This is a genomic window from Phytopseudomonas daroniae, from assembly GCF_004327285.1.
Classification (GTDB): domain Bacteria; phylum Pseudomonadota; class Gammaproteobacteria; order Pseudomonadales; family Pseudomonadaceae; genus Aquipseudomonas; species Aquipseudomonas daroniae.
In genome coordinates this window covers 92,953-105,446 of the sequence record NZ_QJUI01000008.1, presented here as the reverse complement: position 1 = coordinate 105,446, position 12,494 = coordinate 92,953, and the positions used below count along the sequence as shown (strand labels likewise).

At 60.7% G+C, this 12,494-nt stretch carries 5 protein-coding genes and 1 pseudogene; all 6 read right to left on the bottom strand.

The annotated features are described in order from the left end of the window. Positions 1-36: 36 nt before the first annotated feature. Positions 37-324 (bottom strand): barstar family protein, encoded by a 288-nt coding sequence (locus tag DNK06_RS10590; protein ID WP_131179996.1) that lies wholly within the window; start codon positions 322-324, stop codon positions 37-39. Positions 325-330: 6 nt separating this feature from the next. After that, positions 331-624 (bottom strand): annotated as a pseudogene (locus DNK06_RS10585) (ribonuclease domain-containing protein); the annotation flags it as partial. 138 nt (positions 625-762) lie between these two features. Further along, a complete protein-coding gene (locus DNK06_RS10580) occupies positions 763-1,062 on the bottom strand; it encodes a contact-dependent growth inhibition system immunity protein (protein ID WP_131179995.1) in 300 nt (99 codons plus the stop codon). Beyond that, on the bottom strand, positions 1,059-1,397 hold the full coding sequence (locus tag DNK06_RS25520; RefSeq protein WP_165493580.1) for an RNase A-like domain-containing protein: 339 nt from the start codon (positions 1,395-1,397) through the stop codon (positions 1,059-1,061). The genes DNK06_RS10580 and DNK06_RS25520 overlap by 4 nt, the downstream gene beginning before the upstream one ends. 88 nt (positions 1,398-1,485) lie before the next feature. Beyond that, a complete protein-coding gene (locus DNK06_RS10575; RefSeq protein ID WP_131179994.1) occupies positions 1,486-1,779 on the bottom strand; it encodes a MafI family immunity protein in 294 nt (97 codons plus the stop codon). Continuing rightward, entirely contained in the window at positions 1,745-12,490 is a 10,746-nt protein-coding gene (locus tag DNK06_RS10570; RefSeq protein ID WP_165493581.1) for a hemagglutinin repeat-containing protein, read from the bottom strand. Before DNK06_RS10570 ends, DNK06_RS10575 begins: the two co-directional genes overlap by 35 nt. Positions 12,491-12,494: the final 4 nt, after the last annotated feature.

Genomic DNA, 12,494 nt, shown 5'->3' with positions numbered 1-12,494 from the left:
ACCCCTGCCCAAGCTGCCGGAAATTTCCATTTGAGGCTAATCCAGAACATAAGAGAACTTATCTTCCCATCCGAAGCCCTCATCCTGCTGCTTCACCCTCTCCAATACCTCTACAATCCCATTAAATTCGTGAGGAATACTTCTTCTGGAATAATCATGATCTTTCCAGATTAAGAGTAACGGCCGCTCAACACTTGCACTGAGTAAGTCCCATAGTGCATCCATGTTATATCCGTAGAAATCTTGGACACCCAAAACCACCGCCAACTGACGATGGAAATCCTGCTCTGTAACGACTCCGCGGCCATCAATCGTAATATCCATAGTCCCCTACTTCCATGATCCAATAGGAGCGACGGTTTTATAGTGATCCGTGGTTATATAAAGCAGCCCATCGTTTGAATACAGCAATCTCGTTCCAGGCTGATTGCTACGAGACATAGTGGCATTCAAGCCAATATCAGCTTCAAACCACGTTCTACCTGGGCTCGACGGAAGTACATTCGTCGTATTATGGAAAACGTCTCCACCAATCTGCCCCCCCGGAACACTGTTATTTAAAGCCTTTCCTGGCTGCCAACCTTGCTGCGCTGCTTGAGCTTTATTTACATAGTTGGCAGGAAGCTGCCCCGTAGCACGAAGACTATCAACAACAGCGTTAGCCGATTCTGTTGTCTTAAGATCAAGCTTTAGCTGAGCGAAACTTGCCGCGTTATGTGCAGCATTGTCAGCAGCCGTAGCAGTTGCTTTTGCACCAACTAACTAGTGCTCTAAGAAAGCAACCCGAACCCTCAACAACCAATCTGCGTATGTCAGCCCTTCGGACTCGGGCTCAAAGAAGCACCCTATTTTAGCAATCATAATCTCGCGACAGGCTTCTTCAGAAAGTTTAAGAGCAAGCAACTGATCAAGCTCATCAACCCCCGCGAGCAACTTATCATGAGGTTCACTATTAATAATCTCATGAATTACCTCGCTGCTATCACTGAACTCTTCAGGCCAGTCTTGATGAAAATAGCAACCTAACAACTGACCGAGAATGCTGTAATTTTTCATATTCATGGCACAGTAGGGAATCCTGTAAGAACCTTATATCCTGTTGGCATGTTCGAGTCACGCACAAGTATGACCCTGACCGAGTTTGCATCTACTGCGCCAGACACGCCGCGAGTAACAGATATCCCAACAGGGTCTGATAATGTGTGGTCGAGTCTCAAACGGTTTGCGCTCCCAGAAAGCCAATTCGCAATTTCTATTTGCTTCACATCCAAGGTTTGTGAAACGGCCTTTTCAGCAAATGCTCGATCATAGAAAGATGATGACCCGGTAATTTTAGGCTCAGCCGAAAGACGACTGAGCAACTGTGCCTCTGATTGCCCAACATGCTTTGCAATCAAGTGTCCACCGGCTGCTTCATGAGCTGCAAGCCCACCACCTGGAACAATTGGGCTAACTGCCTTACCAGCTTCTTTTGCCCCAAAGGAATTACAAGACCTTCAGGTCTTGTAATTCTTCAATTTCTATCTCCATGGTTCTTGCTCCTAAAACAAGCTGCTTTTTTACTTTTTCTGAAACAGCAATATCAAACTCCACCAACTGAGAACTCAGCACTTCCAACGCAACCCCTGGCTCGCCAGACGAAAGCAACTCCCTGACATTAGCCTCGGTGTCATCGTCAAAGCATCCAGAAAGCTCTTCCAATGCTGCTCGGATTATTTTTTCCGGATCGCGCATATCTTTATCTCTACTTAGGATACGCAGTAATAATGCCTTCTCCATGAGGCTCCACAATTACACGCACATTCACACCATCACGTATCCCTTCTACCGCCCAACGGACAGGCTTACCTGTCGTGGTGTACTGCGCTCCAGGCTTTCCAGTTAGTTGCGTCCATGAAGCTTTAGGGTCAGTAGCCAAGTCAGAGACATTGTGCATGACCTTATCGCTATTCCAAGAAGCAGGGAAAGGTGTTTTCCCTGGAGCACCGGGCCATAGGTGCCCACCACCAGTAGCATCTCCAAGCAAAATGTGCTGCGTTCTCTGGTTGCTCGCCAAGTTGATAAACTCGTCGGCGCTTGGAACTCCTTTTGCCCCAACGACCGCAAATCTAGCCAGAACTCTAGCAGCAACAGCGATCACCATGCCACCGACTGCCTGGCCCACCATGGACTCAGCCCAAGCCATCACGAACTCATTGGCAGGCTGCACCCCCTCGAAGCCCACGCCCTCCCGTATGGCCTTCTGCGCCTCGGTTCGTTCTTCAAGCGATGCACCGTTCTGCACCATATAGGTGTCCAACGAAGCAGCTGCTTGGCCAAAACTCACCATCCCGGAAGGCAGAGAAATGTCGTTATGACCTGTCTCGATCTGCGCCGCATTCGCCGCAACCGCCGCTTCCCCACCCGCCGCTGCCGTGATGCCCGCTACAAGAGTGCCGATCAGGTTCAGGCGGTTCTGCTTCTGCTCATCGGTCATCCCTGAAGCAGTCTGATCGCTCAGTTGGTCGAGCAGGTTGTTCAGTACCACGCTCGCGCTGCCGCCCAGCGCTCCACCGCCACAACTCTGGCTCTGTGCCGCGGCTCCCGCGCAACCGACGATGCCGTGCAAGGCGGTGCGCGCCGTCTCCGAATCCAGATGGTCGGCTATCGCCTTCACCTGTTCCGTGGCCAGCCCTTGCAGGTAGTTGACTGCCGCGCCCTGGAGAAGCTGCCCGCCACCGCCCATGACGTTGCCACCCGCCGCGCCACTGATGGCCGACACCAGGGTGCGCCCAAGCCCACCGACCTCCCAGGTAGCATTGCTCTCGACGGTACCGGCAAGCTGCTCGATCCTCGCGTTGTCGCGTTGCTCGACCGGCTTGGCCAACTCCGCTTCCAGATCGCGTTTGGCCTGAGTGGACTCCTGCGAGCGCTGCTCCAGGAAGGTGCCCACATTGCGCACGAACTGCTCGGTGATCTCGAAACCCGCCTCCACTTCCTTGCGGTCGAAGATGGGCTTGAGCGTATTGCTGCCATCCTTGTCGCTGGAGACATCGCGGTTAACACCAGCCACTGCCTCTTCGGCCGTCTGCCCTGTCAGTTCCTGTTGCTTCGCTTCATTGGTGATGGTGATAGCACCAGCACTGACACCGCTATGTGTCGTGCTGCTGTCCTTGCCACTGGCACTCAGCGCTATGGGTGTACCTGCGGTAACTCCTGCCTCGTGTAAAGGCTTGCCATCCGTGCCGTTGATGACCTGGCCCTGCTTATCATGGGCAGCGCCACTGTAGCTACCACTCAGGCTGATGCTGCTGCCTTTGTATTGCGCCTTGTTCTCGATATCGGAATGGGTGAGTGTTGCAGTCGTCAGACGGTTCTTGTCGTCTTCCACAGCCTTGTCATTGCTGGCAATGACCGCACCTTTCAGGTCGGTGTTGCCCGCCACATTGATCTGGAAGCCGCCATCGCCGGCCTTGATACCGGTTTGCTGACCAACGCTCGCGTACTCACTGTCGATTTTCTGCTGACTGACGCTTCCAGAGACCGTGGACACGCCCGCACAGAAAGGCGGAATGCACAGGCTGAGGCCAACGCCTGCGCTTTGCTGTTTCGATTTGTAGTTGTCGATGTCTTGCAGGCTGGCCAGGTTCAGGTCACCACCCACCTCCGCCGTGACTTGCTTGGCAGTGACGATCGCGCCTCTGAGGTGGGTGTCGCCGCCGCTGTTGAGGGTGACTTTTTCGCCAGCGGTCACCAACGTATTGGCATAGGTTGCCGCCTCCCCCTCAGACATCCCTTTGCCTTTATTGGCCGCCAATTCGAGGGTGAACCCGTTCTGCTGCCCTACTCCGAACCCTACGCCCGCACTCCAACCGCTGTTGCTATCCTTGCCCTGCAGGTTGGCGGTGTTCTGGGCTGCACTCAGATTGACATTGCCATCGGCATTGAGCGAAACGTTGCGACCCGCATCGAGGGTACTGCCCACGATGTTCAGGTTGCTGTTGTCACCGTCCCCTGTCGCATTGATGGAGATGTCGCCCCCCGCGGCGATACTGCTGGCAACGACGTTCTGCCCAGACTGGCTACCACTACTCTGGCTTTTACTGTTGCTCAGGTTGACACTGATCTTGAAGCCCGTGAGGTCACCACTGGCCAGCGTTTGTGCCCCCTCATAGGCCTGGTAGCCACTCATTGCCGTATTGACTGCGGCCAACGCGGTAAGCCGGCTATCTTGAGTGTCGCCTGCAGCGTTGACCATCTTCTGGGCACTTTGCACGGCGTCGATCAGTGGTAAGCTGACGCTGCCGCCAATGGCAGTGCGCTTCATGCTCTGCTTCTGGCTGGCACTGAGCAGGTCGTAGCCTGCCTCGATATAGACACGTTTGGCAGTGATAGCGACATCGCCCTGCGGCGCGATCACCTGGCTCGCCTGCTGTCGATAAGCTTCACCGGCCGTCAACTCGACATCACCGCCCAGTGAGGCGATCTGGCTTCCCAACTGTTGGGTGGTGCTGTTTTCGCTGCTCTGTTTGAGACTCACGACCCCCGTCGCACCTTGCCACCAGTTGCCGATCTCCCCGGACTTCTTCGAACTCGACTTGGCGCTGGAGTCGTCCTTGCCTTCACCGCTGGTGATGAACAGGTTACGACCGGCGTCGACACGTATGTCCTGGTCGGCTACCAGGGTGCTGCCCCGGATGGCGGTATCCCGGCCACTGACCATATCGATGGTCGCGCCGCTCAGCGTACTGCCTACCTCCAGGGAAGATGTCGACTGCGCCGCCTTGGCCTTCTGCTCGAGCGTGAGGGAGCCATTGGTAGCCAGGGAGTCGAAGATGTGCCACTTCAGCGAACTGGACTTGCTGGCCTGGCTCGAATACTGGTCTTGCTGCGCCGTACCCACATTGATGTCACGCCCCGCTTCCAGGCTGATGGCGTTATCGGCACGCAGGCCGGCAGCGTGCATGAAGATGTCGTTGTCCGCCTGTACGGTGACATTGCGCCCCTCGAGCTCGGTGCCGACCACCGTGGTGCTACCCGAACTCTGGCTGCTGGCCTTGCTGGAAAACAGCCGGCTCTTGGATTTGGCCTGGGCTGAACTCTGAGAGTTCTCGGCAGCAGCCAAAACCACATCGTTTCCAGCACTCAGATAGATATCCTGATCACTGATGAGTCGCGCACCACGAGCGGCGATGTCGTTCTGGGCAAGCACGACCAAGTCATTGCCCGCAGAGAGGGTACTAAGCACCGCTTCACTGCTCTGACTCTCACTCATCCGCTCCTTGCTGCTGCTGAATAGCCCGCCTTTCTTTTTCTTGTAGAAGTAGCTGTATTGCTCGTTCTGCGCGGCATCCAGATTGATGTCCTCACCCGCACTGAGCACGATATCGGCACCCGCCCCCACTTTGCTGGCCACAACAGTGATGCTCTCACCCGCGACCAATGTGGTATTCCCGCCAGCCTGGATTTCGCTGGACTGCTGGGTAACTCGGTCATTGATCGAGGTGACCTTCTTGCTCTTGAAATAGGTGTGGCTCTCGTCCGCCGCACTGGACAGCACCAGGTCGCGCCCGGCCCCCAGATCGAGGTCACGGCCTGCAGTGACCTGACTGGCAACCACGCCCAGATCGCGCCCGGCACTGACCTGCAGGTCGCGCCCCGCACTCACTTCGGCGCCCAGTTGGGTCACCCGCTCGTTGAGGAAGTTGCTGCCCCGCGACTGGTGCTGCACGTCCTGCACCGAGGCGATGGTCACGTCGCGACCGGCTTCGATGGTCAGATCGCCACGGCTGTCGAGCACGCTGCCGAGGTTGCTCACATCACGCCCGGCCGCCAGTCTGAGGCTGTCGCTCGCTTCGATGCGGGCAGCGCCGTCGACGAAGCTGGTGGCCCAGGCGCGGTCGCCCAGGCTGCTCTGCTGCAGGTTGGCCGTGCGCTCGTTGACGATGTCGTTGCCCGCTACCAGGCTTACGTCGCGCCCGGCGATGATGCCGCCCTGGGCGTTGCGGATGCTGTCTTCGGCCAGCAGTTGCAGGCGCTCGCTGGCCTGCAGCAGGCCACTGTTGGCGATATTGACCGCCTGCACGTCGAGTGCGCCGCTGGCGCGCAGGGTGCCCTGGTTGCTCAGGTCGCCACCGCTGATCAGCGCTACGTCGCGGCCCTGGATCAGCGCGCCGTTGGGTGCCAGGCGGCCTTCGGCCTGAGCCAGGTAGAGCACCGGCACCAGGACTTTTTCGCCCAGCACTTCCTGTTCTTCCATCCACACGATGTCGTGGGTCAGCGCCGCCACCTGTTCGGCGCTCAGGCTCACCCCCAGTCCCAGGTTCAGCGCTTCCTTGCTGGCGATGGCGTTGTTCATCAGGTAGCGGAACATGGCTTCGTCGCTGTCCAGCCCGGCGATGAAGCGCTGCCCGGTGCGGGCGACGATGGCCTCGCGGATCAGGCGCTGCTCGTAGAGGCCGTCGCCCAGGCGCTTCTGCGCCTGATCGGGGTCGTAGCCGAGCAGGTCGAGCATGTAGTCGGAGCTGAGGAAGCGGTTCAGTTCGGTCAGCGCCGGGTTGGTTTCGATCAGGTATTTGTGGGGCTGGTTCGTTGCAATCGGTACAGCACCCGGTGCCTGCCCCAGCTGGCCGACAAAGACACCGTCTATCTGCATGCCGTTAGCGCTGTCACGCTGAGCCTGATCGAGAGTCGTACCGGCCAACGCCCACTGCTGGCCGCTGGCCGACTCACCTACCTGGCTGTCGCTGCCGGCCTGGTCACTGAGGCGGAACAGACCGTTCTGGCCGCTGGGCAGGCTGAAACCTGGCAAGGTCAGCGGATTGATTTGTTGTTGGGCGAGGTCGGGGGGAAGCTGGGAGTTCAGGGTGATCGGAATGAACGAATCCGCCGCCCCTGCGCTAGTCGAGCCACTACGGTTGCCACTGATTACGTGTGTCGAACCGGGACGCGTCACACCGTTGCCGACGTTTTGCTGCGCATTGATGGCAACGTTGCCAGCCGCCTGGATGATCCCGGCATAACGCTGATCACCGCTACTCAGGATGGTGCGGCTGCCGTAGCTATGAAGCTCCTGTTCAAAATCGCCATCGCTGATGATGCGGTTGATGGCGCCAGCGATTTCACCCGTGCGCTGCTGATCGTATCCAGCGCTCTCATGCCAATACTGCTGGGTGAATGCCTGCGCATTGTTCTGGTGGCGAACGATGTACTTGCCGTCCATGCGTACCAGCCGGAACATACGCGTGGTCTGGATTTCCCCCTCCTCTACGCCACTGTTGTCCAAACGGCGGAGGTCGGCCGAAAAATCGCCGCCGGCACTGATCAGACTGCTGCTGTTGTTCAGCACATCACCATAAATACGCAGATCACCGCCGGCCACGATCTGCGACATGGCGCTTGCCTCGGTGACCTGCAACCGATCACGCTGGGTGATCTCGAACCAGGAACTTCGTTTTCCACTGCAATCGATGCCTGGCTGGACACAGAAGCGTTCGTCGATACGAGCGCTGTAGATACCTGATTCGATAAGTAGACGATCACGCGCGTTGTCGAGTATGCCGACCCTCAACGTCGTATCGCCGACGGCCTCCAACGTCGCGGATAGATTGTCCAGGCGGCTGGCCATGGCCCCTGAGGCATTCCCGGCCAGGAAAATATTCCCCAGGCTATAAACATCCGCATACCGGTTAATGAAGGTATCGACGTACAGCGCCATGTCGTCGCCGCTGAACAGCAGGCCGTTCTCGTTGACCAGGCTCGGCGTGGTCAGGATCAGGCGTCCGGCACTGCCCAGGGTGCCCTGGTTGTTCAGGCTGGTGGCGCTGAGGGTCAGGTTTTCGGCGGCGGTCAGGCGGCCCTGGTTGAGCAGAGCACCACCGATCGCGAAGGTGGCTGCGCCACCAGCGGTGATGCTGGCGGTATCGCTCAGGCTCAAGCGCGCCGCCTTGACGTCGAGGTCGCCCTGGCTGGTGACCCTACCGTTGCCGCTGTAGCCACCACTGAGGGTCAGGCTGAGGGGGCCGTCGCTGGCGATCAGGCCGTGGTTGATCCAATTGCCGCCTTTGCCGGTCAGCGAACCGGTGGCCAGCAGTTGCCCGTTGGCGGTCTGCTCGAAGGTGCCGATATCCAGGGTCAGGTGCCCGGCCTGAAGGATGCTGTCGTTGCTCCAGCTGTCGGCCTTGAGGGTCAGGCTGCCTTGCGTGACGAAGCTGCCGCCAGCCCTGGCGACCTGCGCCAGGGCGACACCGAACTCACCGCTGCCGGCGTGCAGCAGCTTGCCATTCTGGTTGAGCAGGCTGCCGAGGTTCAGGGTCAGGTCGCGGTTGGCCGTTTCAAGGAGGCCGCTGCGGTTGTCCAGCAGCCCACCCAGGGTGAAGAAGGTGCTGCCGCCGGTACCCAGGGCGCGCAACTGGCCGCCCTGGTTGTTCAGGCTGGCGCCTTGCAGGCGCAGGGTGCCGCGGCTTTCGACGATACCCTGCTGGTTGTTCAGCACGGCACTGCTGTCGTGTTCCAGGGCGATATTGGCCGCCCCTATCTTGCCGCTCCGGTTGTTCAGGTCGCCGCCACGCAGCAGCAGATCGCCCTGGGCATATAGAGTACCGCGCTGGTTGTCGAAGGCACCGGCCTGCAGCGTGGCCGCGCCGCCCAAGGCGTGGATGCGTCCGGCCGTGTTGTCGAGGTTGCCAGCGGCCAGCAGGTCGAGGTGCTGGCCCTGAATCAGGCCACCCTGCTCGCTGGCACCATTGCGCAGCCAACCCGAAAGACGAATGCGCACCCAGTCTTGCAGACTGGCCAGGGTGCCCTGGCGATTGTCGAAGCTGGCGGCTGTGAGTTCGACGGCACCCGTACGGCTCTGCAGAGTGCCGCTCTGGTTGTTCAGCGTCGCGCCGATGTTCAGCAGCAGGTCGCCCTGCCCCTGGATGGCACCACCGCTGTTGTCGAGACTGGCGGCGCTCAGGTGCAAATTGGCATCGCGGCTGTAGATCAGACCGTCCGCACGGTTGTGCGCGGCCCCAGCGACGTCGAGGTGGAGTGCACCGTTGGCAGCCAGGGTGCCGCTGTCGCTGTTGTTCAACTGGGTGACGGCGAAGTGGCCGGTGCTCTGGCTGGCCAGGGTGCCGCCCTGGTTGTTCAGGGTCTTGGCGTCGATGCGCAGTGGCCCGCCGCTGGCCAGCTGCCCGGCCGTGTTAACGAGTGTGCCGTCGACGTTGAGCGTGGCGGCACCGCTGGCGCTGATGCGCCCGCCGGCATTGTCCAGCCCACCACTGGAGAGCGTCAGATCCTGACGAGCCAGCAGCGAACCACCTGCATTGCTCAGACTCCCGGTGTCGATAACCAGGTTTCCACCGACGTCGATCTGCCCGCCACGGTTATCCAGATCCTGTGCGATCAGCAGGTGCTGACCGGTACCGCTGGAGAGGATGCCTCGATCACTGTTGTCCAGGCTGTCGGCATCGACGTCGAGACGGCCAGCGGCCACCAGGGCACCTTCGCCGCTGTTGAGCAGCGCGCCGGTAAGTTGCACGTCGAGGTCGCCATCGCGGCTGGAGAGCGTACCGAGCTGGCGGTTGTCGAGGGTTGTGCCGATCAGTTGCAGGCCCTGCCAGCCGGAGAGCAAGCCACCCTGGTTGTCGCTATGGCCCAGGCTCAGGCGCAGCCACTCACGACTGATCAGGTGCCCGTTCTGGTTGTTCAGGCTGGCCGCGGCCAGAGCCAGGACGCCGAGGCTGGAGACCTCACCGCCACGGTTATCGAGAGCGCGCAGGTTGCTGAGGGTCAGCGGGCCGTTGCTGGTGATCAGGCCTTGCTGGTTGTCCAGCTCGCCCTGGCGCAAGTCGAGGGTCAGGGCGCTTTCGCCGATCAAGGCCCCCTGCTGCTGGGTCAGGCGGTCGAGGCTCAACCGCAAGTCGCCCTTGGCCGAGACTTCACCGCCCTGGCTGGAGTCCAGCGAAGCGGCATCTACGGTCAAGGTGCCCTGGCTGTTGATCAGACCGCCGTTGCGATTGTCCACGGCGCCAGCGCTGCGCAGGTCGAGAGCCTGGCCGGCCAGCAGCGTGCCGCCGGCATTACTCAGCATGCCGCTGGCGAGGCGCAAGTCGCCGGCACTCTGAATGAGGCCCTTGCTGGCGTTGCTGAGGGTGCCTGTGACGTCGATGGCGAGGTCATCGCGTGCGAACAGCGTGCCCGCCTCGTTGACCAGACCCTTGGCGCGCAGGTCGACGCCCTTGGCACTGATCAGCCCCGCCAGGTTGTCCAACACGCCCTGGATACGCAGGGTCAGGTTCCGTTCGGAGAGCAGTCGGCCCTGGGCGTTGTCCAGGCTCGTCGCAGCCAGGCTGAAGCCCTGACTGCTGGAGATTTCGCCCTGGCGGTTACTCACCGCCCCCAGGTTGTTCAACAGCAGTCGGTCGGGTGCATGCAGCAAGCCAGCGTCGTTATTCAGATCCCCGCCGTTGAGGTCGAGGGTGAGGCGGCTCTGGCTGAACAGCTCACCACCCTGCTGCGCCAGACCGCTGGCCTGCACCGACAAGGGGCCACTGGCGGCTATACGTCCCTGGGCGTTGCTGATCTGGCCGGTCTGCAAATCGAGGGTGGCGCTGCCGGTCAGGCGGCCGCTGTCGTTATCGAAGCGCCCGGTCGTGACACTCAGATGCTCCACCGCGGAGATCTGGCCATGGCGGTTGTCCAGACCAGCGCTGCGCAGCACCAGCCCGGCATCGGTAAGCAGGCGCCCCTGCTGATTGAGCAGTGCGCCCTGGCTGGTGATCTGCATGGCGCCAGCACTGGAAAGGTTGCCGCGGCTGTTGTCGACCCCAGCCGCGCTGACGCTCAATGTGCCTTCGCTGCTGAGTTTCCCTTCACTGTTGATCAGTTGGCCGTCGCGAGCCGGATCACCAGCGCGGGCGGTGAGCTCGATCAGCACGCGGGTATCGCTGGCGAGGGTGCCGCCGGCATTGTTCAGGTGGGCGCCGCTGAGGTGAACCTGATCACGGCCGAAGATCAGCCCCTGGTCGCGGTTGAGCAGGCGCACCGCAGCAAGGTTGAGGTGCGCCGCCAGCAGGCGGCCACTGTCGCTGTTGTCCAGGCTGGTGGCGGTCAGGCTCACGGTACCGCGGCTGGAGATTTCCCCACCACGGTTGTCGATGGCGTCCGCCGTCAGGGCCAACTGACCATTGGCAGCGACAACGCCCTTCCGGTTGTCCAGACGCTGCCCCGTCAAGCGCAGATCGCCTTCGGCCAGCAGTTCACCGGCGACCTGAGTCAGTTGCCCGACCTCGGCAGCCAGATCGCCCTGGCTGGCGATATGGCCACCGCTGTTATCGAGTTCACCCTTGGCCTCGACATGCACATCACGACTGGCGACCACGCTGCCGGCGTTACGCACCTGCTGGGCGGCGATTGCGACTCTGCCGGCCTCGTTGCGGCTGTTGTCGGCATTCACCCCCGCTTCGACGTGGCCCTGATTCGTCAGGGTCTTCCCGCTACTCAACGCAACCCGGTCGCGGGCAGCCAGGCTGCCGCGGTTCACCAGATCTCCCCGGGACTGAACATCGAGCCGGGTGCCGGCGTACACCTGGCCCTGGGTTTCCACCTGCCCAGCCTGGACGGCGATCTGCCCGCTGGCCGCGGCGTCATTGAGCGTCAGCCGCCCACTGGCATCGATCTGGATATCCCCGGCGCTGGCCGCCATATCACCCGCCAGTTTCACGCCGACACCCTGTTCGGTGCCCACCAGGCGAATCGCCCCGGCGTACATGCCGCCCAGGGCCGAGCTGTCGATGGCCAGTTGCGGTTTATCGCTGCCGTCGTCTGCCTTGGCTGTGGCCTGAAGGGTGCCAGCGTCCACCGCGTTGCGGCCGGCGACGATGTTCAGGCGTTTGGCGTGAATCTCGGCATTGATCTTCGCACTGCGGGTGATCAGGTCGAACTGGTCGACATTACTGGCGTTGAGCCCTTCGCCTTCGATGCGGATGTCGCCGCCATCGACGTCGAAACGATCCAGGCGACCGTTCTCGATCACCGGGGCACCGGTACTCAGGGTCGCGCGTGGTGTGTTGATGAAGCCGCAACCATCGCAGGTGATGCCATGGGGGTTGGCGACGATGACGTGGGCCGCACGCCCCGCCACCTCGGTGTAGCCCTTGAGCTGGCTGCGGTTGCTGCCGGTGACCTCGTTGAGGATGACCCCCGCTGCCCGGCCGTTCAGGTTCGAGTTGCCGATGATGATGCCGCCCTGCTGGGTGCTCTGCAGCCGCTCGGTGGCATTGTTGAGGATCAGCCCCTGCTTCCCGACGTTGTAGTCCGTGAACTTGTTATGCGACAGGCCACTGCCATTGGGTGTGGCGATGTTGACGATAGGCACGCCATTGGCCGCCTGCCCGAGGCTGGTGTTGCCACCGGCCTGGGCATCGACCGTCAGTTGTGCCGCCGTGGCGACGATGGGATTGAGGAACAGGACACCGGCGAGAATCAACGCGATGTTCTGGAAGAAAGGGCTGCGAACGTCCATGTAG

What these genes read in the sequence shown, in the direction of transcription:
- DNK06_RS10590 (WP_131179996.1), bottom strand. Translation starts at nt 324, where the DNA reads ATGGATATTACGATTGATGGCCGCGGAGTCGTTACAGAGCAGGATTTC.
- DNK06_RS10580 (WP_131179995.1), bottom strand. Translation starts at nt 1,062, where the DNA reads ATGAATATGAAAAATTACAGCATTCTCGGTCAGTTGTTAGGTTGCTAT.
- DNK06_RS10575 (WP_131179994.1), bottom strand. Translation starts at nt 1,779, where the DNA reads ATGGAGAAGGCATTATTACTGCGTATCCTAAGTAGAGATAAAGATATG.
- DNK06_RS10570 (WP_165493581.1), bottom strand. Translation starts at nt 12,490, where the DNA reads ATGGACGTTCGCAGCCCTTTCTTCCAGAACATCGCGTTGATTCTCGCC.